15 protein-coding genes are annotated in these 16,382 nt (G+C 72.6%); 4 read left to right on the forward strand and 11 right to left on the reverse strand.

What is annotated here, in order from left to right; genetic code table 11:
- The first annotated feature begins 6 nt into the window (after positions 1-6).
- From ACT1U9_RS14745 to ACT1U9_RS14755, 3 genes are read left to right on the forward strand one after another with little or no spacing between them, the layout of a single operon-like run.
- Positions 7-1,107 (forward strand): hypothetical protein, encoded by a 1,101-nt coding sequence (locus tag ACT1U9_RS14745; RefSeq protein WP_444538744.1) that lies wholly within the window; start codon positions 7-9, stop codon positions 1,105-1,107.
- Positions 1,104-2,528 carry an aldehyde dehydrogenase family protein gene (locus ACT1U9_RS14750; protein WP_444538745.1) on the forward strand — a complete coding sequence of 475 codons (1,425 nt, stop codon included), beginning with the start codon at positions 1,104-1,106 and terminating at the stop codon, positions 2,526-2,528. The genes ACT1U9_RS14745 and ACT1U9_RS14750 overlap by 4 nt, the downstream gene beginning before the upstream one ends.
- Positions 2,525-3,571, forward strand: coding sequence for a threonine aldolase family protein (locus tag ACT1U9_RS14755; RefSeq protein WP_444538746.1), 1,047 nt, complete (start codon positions 2,525-2,527; stop codon positions 3,569-3,571). The genes ACT1U9_RS14750 and ACT1U9_RS14755 overlap by 4 nt, the downstream gene beginning before the upstream one ends.
- Positions 3,572-3,865: 294 nt before the next feature.
- Here ACT1U9_RS14755 and ACT1U9_RS14760 read toward each other — a convergent pair whose 3' ends face one another.
- Positions 3,866-4,021, reverse strand: a complete 156-nt coding sequence (locus ACT1U9_RS14760; protein WP_444538747.1) for a hypothetical protein — start codon at positions 4,019-4,021, stop codon at positions 3,866-3,868.
- Positions 4,022-4,432: 411 nt separating this feature from the next.
- Here ACT1U9_RS14760 and ACT1U9_RS14765 point away from each other — a divergent pair, with 411 nt between their 5' ends.
- Complete coding sequence (locus tag ACT1U9_RS14765) at positions 4,433-5,416, forward strand: helix-turn-helix transcriptional regulator (protein ID WP_444538748.1); 984 nt, start codon at positions 4,433-4,435, stop codon at positions 5,414-5,416.
- Between the two features lie 174 nt (positions 5,417-5,590).
- Here ACT1U9_RS14765 and ACT1U9_RS14770 read toward each other — a convergent pair whose 3' ends face one another.
- From ACT1U9_RS14770 to ACT1U9_RS14815, 10 genes are read right to left on the reverse strand one after another with little or no spacing between them, the layout of a single operon-like run.
- The gene (locus ACT1U9_RS14770) at positions 5,591-6,049 is read right to left on the reverse strand and encodes a rhodanese-like domain-containing protein (protein WP_444538749.1); all 459 of its coding nucleotides are present in this window, start codon (positions 6,047-6,049) and stop codon (positions 5,591-5,593) included.
- Positions 6,046-6,909, reverse strand: coding sequence for a hypothetical protein (locus tag ACT1U9_RS14775; RefSeq protein ID WP_444538750.1), 864 nt, complete (start codon positions 6,907-6,909; stop codon positions 6,046-6,048). Before ACT1U9_RS14775 ends, ACT1U9_RS14770 begins: the two co-directional genes overlap by 4 nt.
- Positions 6,910-6,935: 26 nt before the next feature.
- A complete protein-coding gene (locus ACT1U9_RS14780; RefSeq protein ID WP_444538751.1) occupies positions 6,936-8,573 on the reverse strand; it encodes a class I tRNA ligase family protein in 1,638 nt (545 codons plus the stop codon).
- Entirely contained in the window at positions 8,570-9,172 is a 603-nt protein-coding gene (gene epsC, locus ACT1U9_RS14785) for a serine O-acetyltransferase EpsC (protein WP_188274969.1), read from the reverse strand. The genes ACT1U9_RS14780 and epsC overlap by 4 nt, the downstream gene beginning before the upstream one ends.
- Positions 9,159-10,367: an NAD(P)/FAD-dependent oxidoreductase gene (locus ACT1U9_RS14790; protein WP_444538752.1), complete on the reverse strand. Its 1,209-nt coding sequence runs from the start codon at positions 10,365-10,367 to the stop codon at positions 9,159-9,161. Before ACT1U9_RS14790 ends, epsC begins: the two co-directional genes overlap by 14 nt.
- Positions 10,364-10,777 carry a cupin domain-containing protein gene (locus ACT1U9_RS14795; protein ID WP_444538753.1) on the reverse strand — a complete coding sequence of 138 codons (414 nt, stop codon included), beginning with the start codon at positions 10,775-10,777 and terminating at the stop codon, positions 10,364-10,366. Before ACT1U9_RS14795 ends, ACT1U9_RS14790 begins: the two co-directional genes overlap by 4 nt.
- A 27-nt stretch (positions 10,778-10,804) precedes the next feature.
- A complete protein-coding gene (locus tag ACT1U9_RS14800) occupies positions 10,805-12,097 on the reverse strand; it encodes a SidA/IucD/PvdA family monooxygenase (RefSeq protein WP_444538754.1) in 1,293 nt (430 codons plus the stop codon).
- Positions 12,094-13,491: a diaminobutyrate--2-oxoglutarate transaminase family protein gene (locus ACT1U9_RS14805; protein ID WP_444538755.1), complete on the reverse strand. Its 1,398-nt coding sequence runs from the start codon at positions 13,489-13,491 to the stop codon at positions 12,094-12,096. The genes ACT1U9_RS14800 and ACT1U9_RS14805 overlap by 4 nt, the downstream gene beginning before the upstream one ends.
- A gap of 19 nt (positions 13,492-13,510) precedes the next feature.
- Positions 13,511-14,857: a lysine N(6)-hydroxylase/L-ornithine N(5)-oxygenase family protein gene (locus ACT1U9_RS14810; RefSeq protein WP_444538756.1), complete on the reverse strand. Its 1,347-nt coding sequence runs from the start codon at positions 14,855-14,857 to the stop codon at positions 13,511-13,513.
- Entirely contained in the window at positions 14,854-16,362 is a 1,509-nt protein-coding gene (locus ACT1U9_RS14815) for an ABC transporter substrate-binding protein (RefSeq protein WP_444538757.1), read from the reverse strand. The genes ACT1U9_RS14810 and ACT1U9_RS14815 overlap by 4 nt, the downstream gene beginning before the upstream one ends.
- Between the last annotated feature and the right edge of the window lie 20 nt (positions 16,363-16,382).

A 16,382-nucleotide genomic window follows, 5' to 3' on the forward strand; every position in this document is an offset into this window, starting at 1 on the left:
AACCCCATGGCCTCCACCGAACTCTGGCACTGGCGCACCGCGCCCGACGCGGCCGCCCTGGAGGACGTGCCGCCGCACCTCACGCCCCAAGGGGCCCAGGAGTGGTGCAACTTCACGCTGTGGCACCCCTCCGCGCTGCCCGAGGGGTGCGACACGGCCGTCGGCACCCTGCGCAAGGAGGCGCCGCCCGGGCGCACCGGCCCGGAGGCGGGCCGCTCTCCCTGGTCGGCCGCCAATCCGGCCGCGTTCCGCACCGAGATCAGCGGCCCGGGCCGCAGCCTGCGGCTCAAGCAGTTCCTGTACGACTGGGCGTTCCCGGCGGCCGACCACCCGGCCCTGTGGGGCAGCGAGACCCGGCACTTCCCGATCGGCTCGGGCCGGGTGGTGTGGCTCGGCACGGACTACCTGGGGCATGCGGCGGCGTCGGCGCGGATGCTGCGGACGACCGTCGAACTGTCCGTATTGGAGGGCGAGTTCAGCGGCGAGGAGCTGGTCGGGCTGTACCGGGCGCTGCGGCCCGCCGTCGCGGAGGTGCCCGCGCGGGTGGTGCGTACGCCGTTCAGCGGGCTCAGCTACTGGGCGCGGCACCGGGACGTGGAGATGGTGTCGGTCCCGACCGGCCTGTTCACCTTCCACCGCCGCACCCGGCCGCACGAGGGCGACTGGGTGCCCACGGCGGAGCTCGCGGCCTTCCTCGCGGCGCAGCGCCTTCCGGCCTCCCTCGGCGGCTTCGCGTGCGACAGCGCGGCCGTCTTCGCGGACGCCGACGGCTCCCGTGAACTGGAGGTGATCTACACCTCCGGCGACGGCGACGAGCTGCGGCTCGTACTCCAGCGCCCGGGCGGCGGCCGGATGCCGTTCCCGCCGCAGCGCGAGAAACACCCGGGCCGGGCCAAGGAGATCTCCTTCGACGGCCGCACGCTGTATCTCGCGTACGTGGACGACGAGGTCGGCCCGTTCGACGCGATGTGGCACGACGAGGCCGCCGGGGTCGAGGGCAGGCTGCTCACCAGCGCGCGGACGGGCCTGGACAAGGAGTTCGCGCTCGCGTGCGTACGGGCGGTGCTCGCCGCCGCGCCGCTGACGGGTGAGGGGGCGGTCATATGATCGGCAAAGGACGGGAGTTGACCGACCCGGCGACCGGTGAGGTGTACGCACACCTTCCCGACAGCTCGGCCGTGGAGTGCGCCCGGACCGTACGCCTGGCGGCCGGGGCCTTCGACGGCTGGCAGGGGGCCGGGCCCCGCGATCGCGCGCAGCGGCTGCACGCGCTGGCCGATCTCGTACGCGGGCGGCGCGCCGACTTCGTCGAGCTGGAGCGGCGCGGTGCGGGCAAGCCGGTCGGGCGGATCGGCGGCGAGGTGGACTTCGCGGTCCGCGCGCTGCGCTGGTTCGCCGAGCAGGCGCTGCGGCCGGCGGGCGAGATCCATCCGTCGGGCCCCGGCACACGCGCGTACACCGACCGGGTGCCGCTCGGGGTGTGCGCGGCGATCGTGCCGTCCAACTACCCGTTGCTGATGGCGGCTTGGAAGGTGGGCGGCGCGCTCGCGTACGGCAACACGGTCGTCGTCAAACCGGCCCCGCAGACCCCTCTGAGCGTACGGCTGCTCGTCGAGCTCGGCCGCGAGGCGCTGCCCGCGCATGTGCTGAGCGCGGTGTACGGCGGCGCCGAGGTGGGCCGGATGCTGTGCCAGCTCCCCGAGGTCGCGGCCGTCTCCTTCACCGGCTCCACGGAGGCGGGCCGCGTCGTGGCCGCCAACTGCGGGCGCACGGTCAAACGCGTCTCGCTCGAACTCGGCGGCAAGAACCCCCTGGTCGTCTTCCCGGACGCCGACCTCGATGCCGCCGCGGCCTCGGCGGTCGAGGCGTTCACCGGCAACTCGGGCCAGATGTGCGTCGGCGCGTCCCGTCTGATCGTCCACGAGAGCGTGCACGACGACTTCGTACGAGCCGTCGCCGCGCGGGCGGCCGCGCGCCCCCTCGGCCCGACCGACGACCCGCGCACCGAACTGGGCCCGCTGATCACCCGGGAGGCCGTGGAGCGGATCACCTCGGCGGTCCTGGAGGCGGTGACCGAGGGCGTGCAGGCCCTGTTCCCGCCCGGCGAGAAGGACGTGCGCCCGGACCTCGACGCCCCGCTGAGCGGCGGCAACTACGTCAACCCGGTCGTCCTCGACGAGGTGCCGGACTCGCTGCGGGCCTGGCGCGAGGAACTGTTCGGCCCGGTGCTCGCGGTGCGCTCGTTCCGTACGGAGGAACAGGCACTGAGCCTCGCGCACGACACCGAGTACGGCCTGTCGGCGTCGCTGTGGACGGCGGACGCGGGCCGGGTCGAACGGTTCGCGCACCGGCTGCGGGCCGGGATGCTCTGGTTCAACACCTGGGGCGACACGGACGAGCACATCAGCGTGGGGGGCCTGGGGCAGAGCGGGTACGGGCGGGAGCTGGGGGTGCACGCGGTGGAGCAGTACACGCATACGCGGGCGGTGTGGATCGCGCACGGGGTGGGGTCGGGGGGTCCGGGGTGACTGTCCTTTTGGACTTCCGCAGCGACACCCGGACCGTCCCCGACGCGGCGATGCGGGCCGCGATGGCCGGGGCCGAGGTGGGGGACGACGCGTACGGGGACGACCCTTGCGTGCTGCGGCTTGAGGAGGCGGGGGCGCGGCTGCTCGGGAAGGAGGCGGCGCTGTTCCTGCCGAGCAGCACGATGACGAATCTGGTCGCGGTGCTGGCGGCGGCGCCGGACCCCGGCACGCGGCTGCTCACCGGTGCGCATACGCATGTGGCGCGCATGGAGGACGTGGGGATGCGGCGGTTCGCGCGCGTCGACCTGGTCCCGCTGGTGCAGGGCGACGACGGTGCGCCCGACGCGGACGCGCTGGAGGCGGCGCTGAGGTCGGGCGCTCGCGCCGGTCGGCCGCAGGTCGTGTCCCTGGAGAACACCTGCATGCTGCATACGGGCAACGCGCTGGAGCTCGCGGTCCTGGACCGGCTGGCCGGGCTCGCCCGGTCGTACGGCGCGCATGTCCATCTGGACGGCGCCCGGCTCGCGAACGCCGCCGTCGCGCTCGGCCTGCCGGTCGAGAAGCTGGCGGCGCCTGCGGACAGCGTCACGTTCTGCCTGGCCAAGGGGCTGGGTGCGCCGGCGGGGTCGCTCCTTGGCGCGTCGGCGTCGTTCGTGGACCAGGCGAGGTCGTTGCGGCTCCAACTCGGCGGGACCATGCATCAGTCGGGGGTGCTGGCGGCTGCCGCGCTTTCGGGGTTGTCGGGGGTGTCCCGGCTGGCCGAGGACCATGCTTTGGCCGCCGCCTTGGCCCGGGGGCTCGCGTCGGTGCCCGGGGTGGAGGTCGCGGAGCCTTCGTGTCGCACGAACATCGTGACTGTGCGGGTGCGGGGTGTCTCGGCCGTCGAGTTGATGCGGCGGCTCGGGGAGGGGGGTGTTCGGGTGTTGCCGTTGGATGACGGGTGGGTGCGGTTCGTTGTGCATCGCGAGCATCGGCGGGATGCGGTGCCCGTAGTAGTGCGGACTCTGGCGGAGGCGGTTCGGCTGCGGACCGTGCTGGGCTGATCGCGCAGCTTCCCCCACCCCACCCCTTCCCGAAAGCCTCCGGCGGTTGTCGGTCGGCTGCGGGCCGGCGGGGGCTGGTCGCGCAGTTCCCCGCGCCCCTAGGAGCGCCCTTCGGGCGCATTGAGGGGCGCGGGGCTGTGACATGTGCGGCTCCGCCGCGTGGGCGCGAGCAACCCAGCACGGTCCGCACCCGACCAGATCCCTCGGAGAGTTTCGGGAAGGGGCGGGGTGGGGGCCAAGGGGCGCGGGGAACTGCGCGATCAGCCCCGCACGGTCCGCGGACGGACCACGGGGTCAGGCGACCGTCGCGTCCCAGCCGGGCTCGCTCGGAGCGGCCGGGGCCGCGACGGCGGCGGAGGCCGGGGTGGCCGCGAACGCGGCGCCGCCGCACAGGGCGAGCAGGGCGGCGGCGGTGACCGTGACGAGCTGGGTGACGACCTTGCGGCGCATTCGGGGCCTCATATCGCTTTCGTCGGGATGACTGGCAGTTGGCCGGTTTCTTTCCCTTCCGGCGAGCACCATCGTGCCGAGCCCGCACCCCCCGTGTCGTCGAATTCGGCTGGCACAAAACGCTCTGACACGACCGTGCCAGGGCGTACGACCAGGGCTTCCGCACCCTCCGCACAGCCACCCCACAGCCTCGTCAGCGGCGACGGTGACGCATGGTCATGACCATGCCTGTCCGCGTAATGGACGGTGTTTGCGCAGGCGGCGAGTGGTCTACACAATCCACTCGACACAAGATCGCCCTTTGGGGAGGCCGCACGGGCGCCATGTCTTCACGGCGCCTCTTCCCCGCCGCCAGCGTTGTCGGTCCGCTCCACGTGCGAGCCGCTCCAACTCGCGACCGGGGGGAAAACCGTGCTCGTCCCACTTGGGCTGACCGAACGTTCCGACACGCTGTACCGGCTGATTCTCAGACAGCCGGAACTGGGGGTTCCGGGGGTGGTGGACACCCTCGGTAGGCCCGAGGACGAAGTCCGCGGCGATCTGGAGGAGTTGACCCGCCTCTCACTCCTCGCCCCGTCCTGGCGGGCCGACGGGCAGTTGCGGGCGGTGCATCCGAAGGCCGCGCTCGACTCGCTCCTCGCGCATCAGCAGGCCGAGATCGCCCAGCGCCACCGCGCACTCGCCGAGAGCCAGGCGGCCGCGAGCGCGCTGCTCTCGCAGTACGCCGAACTCCATCCGGCCCGTGAGACGCACGAGGCCGAACGTTTCCAGGGCCTCGACGCGGTCCGGGCCAAACTCACGGAGCTGAGTTCGCGCACCCGGCGCGAGTCCGTCGCGTTCATGCCGGGCGGCGCGCAGAGTCCCGCCTCGTACAAGGCGAGCGAGCCGCTGTCGCAGGAGCTGCTCGACCGGGGGGTCCGCATCCGTACGCTCTACCTCGACTCCATCCGCAACGACCCCGCGAGCTTCGAGCACGCGCGGTGGCTCACGGAACGGGGCGGTGGCGTACGTACGGTGCCCGCGCTGCCGATGCGGATGTACATCAGCGACCGGGAGTCGGCGATGGTGCCGATCGATCCGGCCGACTCCACGCAGGGGGCGGTGTTGCTGCGGGAGCCGGGTGCCGTGGCCGCATTCTGCGCGCTGTTCGACGCGGTGTGGGAGACGGCGACGCCGTTCGGGGAGCCGCCCCGCCGTAGCCTGGACGACCCCGGCTCGCAGCCACGCGAGCTACTTCGTCTCCTGGCCCAGGGCTACACGGACGAGGCCGCGGCCCGCCGCCTGGGCATCTCCCTGCGCAGCGAGCGCCGCCTGATCTCCGAGCTGATGGAGAAACTGAACGCGCAGAGCCGTTTCCAACTGGGCCAACGAGCAGCGGAACACGGCCTGTTGTAACCGGCCGGGCTCGTGTTCGTCTGCGGGCCGGCGGGGGCTTGCCGCGCAGTTCCCCGCGCCCCTAACTACCTAGGGGCGCGGGGAACTGCGCGAGCAACCCAGCATGGTCCGCAGCCGAAGACCCCGGCCGCCCGCCCAGGGCTTTCGGGAAGGGGCGGGGTGGGGAAAGAACCCTCAGCAGCCGCAGACCGCACCGGCCGCCACAGGCGCAGTCAGCGGATCCGGGGCCCCGCGCCGCACCCCGTCGACGTCCTCGACCGCGAACCCCTCCCGCGACCAGTACTCGAACCCGCCCAGCATCTCCTTCACCTGATACCCGAGAGAAGCGAAGGCGTACGCGGCCCGGGTAGCCCCATTGCACCCCGGCCCCCAGCAGTACGTGACAACCACACTCCCCGCCGGCAAGACCCCGGCCACGACGTCATCGGTGGGCACATGCACGGCCCCCGGAATGTGCCCCTGCGCCCACGCCTCGGCACTCCGGCTGTCGACGAGGACGAACCCGCCCGCACCGCTCTCGACGTCCGCGTGGACATCGGCGACGTCGGCCTCGAACGTGAAGCGACGATGGAAGTGGGCGGCGGCGACGGCCGGGTCGGCGGGCGGGATGCGCAGCACCTTGGAAACGGTCATGAGCGTGAACTCCTAACGAGAGTTGAGAAAGCTACGAGAAGGAAAATGGCCGCCGTGGCCAAGCCAGGGCCCAGCAGCAGAACCGGCAAAGGGAGCCCCGTGGCGAGCGCACCCAGGGCGACCACCGCACCCGGCACCCGGCTGGCCCGCCGCCCGCTGAGCTCAGCCCAACGAGCCCCAGTCGCCCGCAGATTGGTGCAGCAATAGAGCAGACACAGAACGGCAGACATGGCACCGAGCCCGGGGGGTACGGGCAGGAGACGCCCGGGCGGATGCAACACGACGGCGTACAACACCGCCGCGACGGCGACCGCACCCAGCGCGCCCCCCAGCCGCGTACCCACCACCCCCTCCAACCCCACCCACCCGAACAACAACGGCACCGCCACCACCGCAGCAGACCAACCAGCCGTCGCAGACGATGAGTTGGCGGGCCCGCCCGAGAGGCACCACACCCCCGCCACCCCCAGCACCAGCCACAACCGCACCCGGCCCACCACCCCCGGCGGCGTCCACACCGCCCCCACCGCCAGCACCGCCACCGCCACCACATACGGCTCACGCCCCACGAACCGCCCCGCGCCAAGCGCTACCGCCGCCTGGCCGGTCGCGATCCCCGCGAAGTACAGGGCGTTCATCGCACGCGCTGGACCGGCGCCGAGCCGGGTCCGTACGAACGCGACCGGACCACCCGCAGACGTACCGCCCGCCCGCGCCACCAGCACGCACCACCCGGCCAGTACCACCGCGAGCACCAGCCCGGTCACCGGCGGCACCCGCCCCAGCGCCTCGGGCAGCAGCAGCACGCCGAGCCCGAGCACCGCCCCCAGCGTCCGCGTCGCAGCCGGAGAACCCGTCACCGCGGCCCGCGCCGGACCGACCACCGTCACGACAGCTCGTGGAAGAACAGCGGCACCGACCCCGGCACCTCCGTACCCTCAGGCAGCAATTCGCCCTCCAGCAGCGCCCATTCGGGCATCCGGGTCGCCTGGTTCACCGGCAGGCTCAGGTGGCCCGCCAGGAACGCCGACCAGCCCGGCATCAGCGGCGCCGCCGAAACCGCGACCGCCGCCAAGAGCTCCGCGTGTGCGGCGAGCCGGGACGCGTACTGCTCGCGCGGGGCCGAGGCGCGCAGCAGCGCCAGCTCCCGCAGGTCGTCCGTCGCCCGGTCCACGACCGTGGCGATCGCCGCCGCCGCCCGCTGCGGCGAGAACGCCTCCGCGCCCAGGGCGGCCGCGATCTCGACCGGGAGGGCGTCGCGTTCGGCCCTGAGCGCGTCGGCGCCCCCGGCCGGAACCGTCGAGCCGAAGTCCTGCGCCAGCAGGTCGAGCACCGTATCCGTCCAGCGCTCGATGCCGCCCGCAAGGACCGTGCTCACCGTGTCCGCGAACTCCTTCATGGAGAAGTTGTTCTGCTCCCGCTCGGGACCGGTCAGGCACAGGTGGAAGCGGAGCGCGTCCGCGTTGACGCGGCGCAGGAACTCGCCGCCCCAGATCGCGTGGCCCCGGCTGGTGGAGAACTTGTCGCCCTCCAGGCGGTAGAACTCGTTGATCACCACCTGGGACGGCAGCGTCAGTTCACCCTGCGCCAGCAGCAGCGCCGGCCACAGCACCGCGTGCGAGAACGAGCAGTCGAAGCCGATGAAGTTGATCAGCTGGGTGGACGGGTCGGTCCACAGGCGCTCCCACTGCCCCTCGTCGCCCCCCGACGCCGTCAGCCTCGCCGTCGCCGCCGCGTACCCCCAGATCCCGCTGAACCAGGTGTCGAGGATGTGCCCCTCCCAACCCGGCAGCGGCACCGGGACGCCGTACGTCGCCTCGCGGCTGATCGGGGTCGCGGGCAGCTCGCGCTCGAACAGGCCGTCCAGATACGCCCGCAGCCTCGGCCGCCACTCCGCCTTCGCCTGCGCCGAGGCGTAATAGCCCTCCAGCCGCTCGCGGTAGTTCTCCAGGGGGAAGACGATCCGGCGGAGCGTGGTCGTACGCGGAGTGGTCCAGCACGCCGTGCACTTCGGGGCCGCCAACCCCGCCGGGTCCTGCGGCAGGCCGCACGCCTCGCAGTACACGCCGTCCGACGGCTCGGCGCAGAACTGGCACTCGCCCCGCACCTCCGCCTCGTACAAGTAGCGCGAGCAGTCCTCGCAGTGGAAGACCGGGAGCTCCTGGACCTCAAGGGCGCCCGACTCCCACAGTTCGAGGAAGAAGCGCTGCACGAAGGCCGTGTGGGTCTCGTCGGTGAGCGGGCGGGTGAACCAGTCGTGGTGCATCGCGCCCAGCGACAGCGTCTCCTCCATGCGGTCGCCGAAGAGTTTCGCCGTGCGGTACGCGGTCGAGTCGATCTCGGCGGCGCGGCGCGGGACATAGCAGGAGTGCTCGTCGGAGTAGCCGACGTAGTGGACGTCGTGGCCGGCCTGGCGCAGATGGCGGGTGAGGACGTCGGCGCCGAGGAAGGGGCCGGACAGATGGCCGAGGTGGAGGTCGCCGTTGGGATTCGGCGGGGCGCTGGTGACTACGTACGAGGTCATGAGGTGGGGGTTCCTTCGGAGAAGTCGGAGAAGAGGGTGGTTTCCAGGGGCGGGAGCGCGTACGAGGTCGCCGCGACCACGCGGCTGCGCGGCGGCAGGTCGTCGAGGACGACCGAGTGCGCGCCGATGCGGGAGTCGGCGCCGACGGTGACCGGGCCGAGGACGCTGGCGCCGGTGCCGATGACCACGCGGTCGCCGATCACCGGGTGGCGGCGCGCCCCGGACGGGCGGCGCAGGTCCTTCCACCAGCCGACCGAGCCGAGCGTGACCTGGTGGTAGAGCATCACGTCGTCGCCGATGCGCACGGTCTCACCGATGACCACGGCCGTACCGTGGTCGACGAAGAACCGGCGGCCGATCCGCGCGCCCGGGTGGATCTCGATCCCGGAGACCGCGCGGGCCAGCAGCGACAGGGCGCGGGCGGAGACGCGGTGGCCCCGGTTCCACAGCCGGTGCGCGATCCGGTACGTCCACAGGGCGTGGATGTGCGGGTAGAGCAGCACCTCGGCGCGCGAGCGGGCCGCCGGGTCCTTGGCGAGGACGGTCGCCACGTCCTCGGCGAGCACCGCCCGTATCCGGCGCTTGTCACATGTGGTCATACGGCGCCTCCGGGCGGATCGGGCGGCCCGCGAGGAACCGCTGCGGGCGGTAGGGCTCCAGGAGCTCCTGGACCGCCTTGCCGGGGACGGCCCCGCCCTCGACGATCTCCTTGGCGGCGAGTTCGGCGACGGCGGGCGCGAGCTTGAAGCCGCCGCCGCTGAAGCCGAGTGCCAGGTAGAGGCCGTCGGGGCCGGCCGCGCCGACCACCGGGCGCTTGTCGGGGGTGTAGCCGTCGAGGCCGGAGCGGGTGCCCGCGAGCGGCGCGGTGGCCGCCGCCGGGACCCGGTCCGCGATGGCATGCAGAGCGGACTCCAGCTCGGCCTCGGTCAACGGCTCGACATCGCGGCCGAGTTCGGTGTCCGGCTTGCTGGGGACGCCGAAGTAGAAGCGGTCCAGGCCGTCCGGCCGGAAGTAGCTGCCGGTGGTGTCGTCGATGCAGGTCGGTACGGAGGCGGCCGCGCCGCGCCGCCCGGCGCCGGGCAGTTCGGCCTGGGCCAGGCCGATACGGCGGGCGGTGACGGGGATGTGGATGCCGAGGTACTCGGCGGGCGCCGAGCCCCAGGCGCCCCCGGCGAGCACCACCAGGGGCGCGTCGATGCGGCCGATGGAGGTGAGCACCCCGGTCACCGTGCCCGCGTGCTCCAGGACCTTCAGCGCCCGGATGCCCTCGGAGGGCGAGACGCCGAGCCGGTAGGCGGCGGTGAGCAGCGAGGCGGAGGCGGCCATCGGGTCGGCGTAGCCGCCCTCCGGTTCGTACGCGGCGAGCGCCACGCCCTCGGTCCGCAGCCCCGGGTACAGCTCCTTCAGCTCGGCGGGTTCGATGACCTCGACCCGGCGGTAGCCCGCGGCCTCGGTCGCGGCGGCCGCGTTCAAGCGCAGGTCCGCCGCGTGCTCCTCGCCGACGATCATCACGAAGCCGGTACGGCGGTAGCCGCAGTCCCCGCCGATGACGTCGGACCACTGCTCGAAGACGGGCAGGCTGCGGGCGGCGAGACGGGTGTCGGCGCGTGCGGTGTGGTGCAGCCGCAGCAGGCCGCCGGAGCGGGAGGTGGCGCCCTGGGCGTTGACCCGGCCCTGGTCGCACAGGACGATCCGGCCGATCCCGGCGAGCGCCAGCTGATGGGCGATGGCCGCGCCGATCACCCCGCCGCCGACGACGACCGCGTCGGCGTGCGCGTGGACGATGGGGCTCATGCTCCGGCCACCCCGGCGCTCTCGTCGATCCCGAACTCGGCGGCCCACTTGGCGCGTTCGCGCGCCACCGCGTCGGCGCCGCCCCACCAGATGGTGACGAACCGCAGCTTGGTGTCCCCGTCGTTGGTGAGGTCGTGGTCCTGGAACGGGGTGATGAAGACGGTCTCCCCGGCCCGCACCCGCTGCCGCTCCTCGCCGATCCGCATCACCCCGCTGCCCTCGACGATGAAGAACATCTCGTTCTCGTCGTGGTGGTGCGGTGTGGAGGTGGCGCCGGGCGCGACATCGACCCAGGCGCCGCCCCAGCCGGGCTCGGCCACCGCGTCGGGCCAGGGGAAGATCCGCCGCCCGCTGACGTTGTACGGCTCCTCGAAGACCATGTCGTCGTCGTGAGCGCTGAAGATGTGCATACGTACAGGTCCAATCAGGAGGATGGGTCAGACGGCGACGGGCTGCCGCAGGCGGCTGCGCAGGTCGCGGTGGATGGTGTCGGCCTTGGCGGCCATCTGGCTGAAGGAGGTGGCGCTGCCGATGCCGTGCCGCCACTCGGTGAGACCGTCGAGATAGATCCCGACCTCGCAGTCGTCGGTGGTCTCGGCGCGGTAGGCGCGGGTGACCTCGGGACGGCCGTGGTCATCGAGCCTCAAGTACGGGGTGAACGCGGCCAGTTGGGACGGCATGGCCGCCTCGCGGTAGCCCGTGCAGACCACCACCGCGTCCACCTCGATACGGCCGCGCTCGCCTGTGAAGACCTCCTCGGTCTCCAGGAGCACCCGCTCCCCGTCGGCGTCCAGGCCGGTGATCTCGGTGCGCTTGTGCATGTGCATGCGCTGCCGCCCGGTGAAACCGTCCTGGTAGACCGCCTGGTAGAGCGCGGTGGAAACGTCCGGGTCGACGGCCGCGTAGTTGGTGGCGCGGGCCTGGCCGAGTGCTCGCTCGCGCTGCTCGCCCTCCAGGCCGTAGAAGTAGTCGGTCTCGTCGGGGAAGTAGACCTCGTTGCTGAAGTGGCCGAGCTCGTACATCCGGAAGCCCGCGTGGCGTACCACCGAGTGGATCTCGGCGTCGGGGTGCTGTGCGGCCAGGTGCAGCACGATCTCGCCCGCCGTCTGGCCCGCGCCGATCACCGCGACCCGGCGCAGCGGGCCGAGCGCGGCCAGGGACGGCAGGAGCCGCGAGGCGTGGAAGACGCGCTCGCCCAGGTACGGGCGGAACGTATCCGGCACATACGCCTCGTGGCCGGTCGCCAGCGCCACATTGCGGCCCTCGACAGTGTGCAGCGAGCCGTCCCGGGTGTCGCGCGAGACCACCCTCGCGGACCGCACCCGCCCCTCCACGACAACCGGCTTCACCGCGACCACCTCGCGGTGGTAGTCCACCGGCCCGCGCACCTGCCGGGCCGCCCACTGCACGTAGTCCGACCACTCAAGGCGGCTGACATAGCCGCCCATCAGCGTGAACGGGTAGAAGCGGCCGCTCTGTCGGAGGTAGTGCGGGAAGGTGAAGCGGGAGCGCGCGTCGCGCGGGGTGGCGAAGTCGCGCAGGAAGTGGTGCTGGATGTCGGTGCCGGGCAGCACGAGGTTGGGCTGCCAGGCCGAGTCCGCGGCCTTCTCCAGATAGCGGGCGGCGAGCGGGGCGCCGCCCACCGCGTCGTCGTGGTCCTCGACGGCGGCCGCGAGCGCGATCCCGGAGGGCCCGAAGCCCGCGACGACCAGGTCCTGGACGCCACTCATCGCGCACCCCCGAGGGACAGCGCGGCCAGCGCCGCCGTCAGCGACTCGCTCAGGATGCGGCCCGCCGCGTCGATCTCGTACGCCGTGCAGTTGAGCGGCGGCAGCATCCGTACGACGCAGTCGTCGCGCCCGCCGAGCTCGACGATCAGTCCCCGGCTCACCGCCTCCCACTGCACCCGCTTGGCCAGCGCCGTGGCGGGCTTCCCGGTGGCCGGGTCGGTGAGCTCGACGCCGGTCATCAGGCCGAGCCCGCGCACGTCGGCCACGTACTCGCTGAGCGCGCGCAGGTCCTGGAGGTGGACCATCAGCTGGTCGGCGCGGGCCCGGACGTTCTCCAGGATGCGCTCGCGCCGCACCACCTTCATGGTGGCGACCCCGGCGGCGAACGCGGGCTGGTTGCCGCGGAAGGTGCCGGAGTGGGCGCCGGGCGCCCAGGTGTCGAGCTTCTTGTCGTAGAGGATCACGGCGGCGGGCAGGCCCATGCCGCTGAGCGCCTTGGAGGCGCAGACCACGTCCGGCTCGATGCCGTACTGCTCGAAGGCGAACCAGGTGCCGGTGCGGCCGCAGCCGGACTGCACCTCGTCGACGATCAGCGGGATCCCGAGCCGCCGGGTCACCTCGCGCACCCGCTGGACGAACTCCACGTCGGCCGGGATCACCCCGCCCTCGCCCTGGACGAGCTCCATGATGACGGCGGCGGGCAGCGTGATGCCGCCGTTGACGTCGGTGAGCGCGCGCTCCAGGAAGGCCGCGCAGTTGACCTGGCAGCTGTCGCGCTTGAGGCCGAGGGGGCAGTTGTGGCAGTTGGAGTACGGGAAGAAGTGCACCCCGGGCATTCGGCCGCGTACCGGCTCCTTCTGCTCGACGAGACCGGTGACGCTCATCGCGGCCATGGTGGCGCCGTGGAAGCCGCCCTGGAAGGTGATGACCTCTTCGCGGCCGGTGGCGGTCTTGCAGAGCTTGAGGGCCGCGTCCACGGCGTTGGCGCCGGTCGGGCCGCAGAAGTGGATCCGGGTGCGCTCGCGCATCGGCTCGGGCAGCATGCCGATGGTCAGGTCGGTGAACTCGTCCTTGACCGGGGTCGGGAAGTCGAGCCCGTGGACGAACTCGTCGAGCTGGCGGTGGGCGGCGGCCAGCGGCTCGGGGTGGTTGTGGCCGAGCGAGAGGACGCCCGCGCCGCTGAGGAAGTCGAGGAAGACGTTGCCGTCCAGGTCCTCCACGTAACTGCCCCGGCCGCGGCGGATCGCGATGGGGAGTTTGCGGGGGTAGGAGCGGGAGTTGGACTCGCGGGCGGCCTGGCGGCCCAGGAGCTCAGCGCTGCGGGGGCCCGGCAGGGAGCCGGTGACGCGCGGGCCGGTGAAGCCGGGGGCCGCGTGGTCGACGGTGGCGGTCATGGGGATCGTGTCTTTCCGGTCAGGCGGCGGCGAGGGCGGCGGCGCGGTCGGTGCTCGGGTCGAGGGATGCGGTGAGGCGGCTGGTCAGCGCGTCGGCCAGGGTCGCGGCGCGCAGCGAGAGCAGGCTGAAGGAGCCCGCGTCGCCGATGCCGTGGCTGGACTCGCACAGCCCGTTGAGGAAGAGCGGCGGGACGCCGTCGGCGACCGGCTGGAGCGCGTAGTCGGCGCCGACCAGCAGACGGCCGTCCGGCTCGGCGGTGAACCGGTCCGCGAGTCCGGCCATCAGCGGCGGGCACAGCTCCTCGTGCGGGGCCGGGCCCATGTTGCGGAAGCCGGTGGCCAGCACCGCGAAGTCGACGGTGTCGGTGATCCGCTCGCCGGTGTGCCGCTCCACGAAGTCGAGCGCGACCCGCTCGCCCGCCTCGCGCACCGCAACGGCCTCGTGGTTGCCGCGCACGAACACCCGCTGCTCGCCGTCGAGTTCCTGCTCGTAGATGGTGAGGTAGAGCTCGCGCAGCACGTCGCCGTCGGCGGAGGAGTAGTTGGTGCCGTGCATATAGGCGTCCAGCGCCTTCTTGCCCTCGCGGGAGGCCTGGAAGTAGTAGTCGGTGAACTCGGGGAAGTACCCCTCCTCGCTGAACGGGCTGGTGTCCTTGAGCCGCAGCGAGTGCGAGCGGGTGTACGTGGTGACCTTGGTGCGCGGGAAGCGTCGGCCCAGGTCGAGCGCCAGCTCCACCGCGCTCTGACTGCCCCCGATGACCGCGACCGACTCGGGCTCGCGGCCCTGACCGGCCAGCTCGGCGAGCCGGGGCAGGTACTGGGTGAGGTGGAAGACGCGCGGGGTGCGGACCGTGTCGTACGGGCTGGGGATGTACGGGGTGCGGCCGGGGCCGAGGACCAGGGTGCGGCCCAGATAGCGGTCGCCCGCCATGGTGGTCACCTCGTACAGGCGCTCCCCGCCCGCCTCGACGACCTCGACGGACGCGGCCCGCTGGTTGCAGTCGACCAGGTGCGAGAAGAACGAGGACGCCCAGCGCAGATACCCGGCGTACTCCTTGCGCAGCGGGAACTCCGACGGAAGGTTCAGGTGGCGCAGCAGACGGCCCTGCTCGTGCAGGTAGTTGAGGAAGCTGTAGCGGCTGCGCGGGTTGCGCAGGGTCACCAGGTCGCGGCTGGGGTGGTTCTGGATGTCGGAGCCGTCGAGCAGCATGCCGGGCTGCCACTCCGGGGACGGGCGGGCCTCCAGGAAGCGGGCCGTGAGCGGCGAGTCGCGCTCCTCCAGGGCGATGGCGAGGGCGAGGTTGGCCGGCCCGAAGCCGACGCCGAGGATGTCGTACACCGGGCTCGTCGTGATCGCGGCGCTCATCGTGTGGTGCTCCTTGAAGTGACAGTGGTGAGAGTGGGATTGCCGTCGAAGTCGATGCGCAGCCCGGCGATCCGGCCGGCGGCGTGGACGCGCTGGTCGGTGCGGTACCAGAGCGGGATCAGGGCGAGGTCGGCGACGGCCGTGCGGTCGGCGCGCCGCCAGGCGTCCGCGCGCTCGGCCGGGTCGGTGGCGGCCCGCGCCTTGGCGACCAGGGCGTCGAACTCCGGGTTCGCATACCGGCCTTCGTTGTCGCCGTGCGCGGTGCCGTCGGCGTCGGGCGCGGTGCACGAGGAGTGCAGCAGCGGGAAGAGCATGTTGTCGGGCGTCGGGTAGTCGCACGCCCAGCCCGCCCGGCAGAACCCGGCGGCTGCGAGGGAGGTGCGGTGGTCGACGAGGCCGCGCGCGTCGGTGCGGATCAGCTCGACCTCCCAGCCGAGGACGTCGTGCAGTCCTGCTGCGAGCGCGTGCACCCAGTCGTCGTGGCCCGCGCCCGTGTTGTACGCGAAGTCGACGCGGCTGCCCGGCGGAAGCCCGGCGCTGAGGGCCGCGGTCCTGGCCCGCTCGGGGTCGTACGCCGTCCAGTCGTCCGCGAACTCCCCGCGCGGGGTGTGCGCCTCGCCGAACCAGGGCGAGAGCAGCGAGTGCGCGGGGGTGCGGCTGCCGTGGAAGTACGTGTCGATCAGGCCCTGACGGTCGATGGCCGCCGACAGGGCCCGGCGGGCGTCCAGCGAGTCCATCGGCGCCTGGTGGCAGAACGGGATGAGGTAGAAGAGCCCCGCGCCCTCCTGCTCCAGGAACCCGTCGGATGCGGCGGCCTCGGCGGTACGGGCGGGCGGAATCCTGGCGTAGTCGTACGTGCCGTCGACGAACCGCTCGTACTCGTCGTCCAGGGCCGTGACCGGGTCGAGGATGTCGATCCGGACCTCTGCGATCTCGGGTGCGGGACCGAACCAGCGGTCGTTGCGCAGCAGCCGGATCGACTCGCCGTGCCGCCACGGCTCGGCCATCACGAACGGCCCGTTCCCGACCGGCATGTCGTTGTACGCGGGGTCGAGCGCCGGGCCCGTGCCGCTCGGCACCGGGCTGAAGATCGGCTGGAGGGTCTTCAGGTCGAACTCGACGTCCGGCTCGGCCAGTTCGAAGATCAGCGTGTCGTCGCTGTCGGCGCGGAAGGAGCGCACGCCCGCCAGGTGGTAGGCGGTCTCGGTGTTGGCCGCCGGGTCCAGGGCCCGGGTCAAGCCCCGCACGAAGCTGTGCGCGGTGACCGGCTCGCCGTCGCTGAACACCGTGTCGGTGCACAGGGTGAACGTCCAGACGGTCGCCGTGTCGTCGCTGTGCCAGGAGGAGGCGGTGGCCGGGGCGAGGCGCCCGGCCTCGTCGAGGGCGAGCAGCCCGGTGAACAGGGCCTTGCAGACCAGGATCCCCTCCCCTTCCTGGGCCTTGTAGGGGTCGATGGCGGTGGGTTCCGTGATGCCCATGCGGAACACGGGGTCGGTGGCGTGCACGTACAACTCTTTCCGCTTGT

It is taken from the genome of Streptomyces sp. BR1, from assembly GCF_052373795.1.
In the GTDB taxonomy this organism is placed as follows: domain Bacteria; phylum Actinomycetota; class Actinomycetes; order Streptomycetales; family Streptomycetaceae; genus Streptomyces.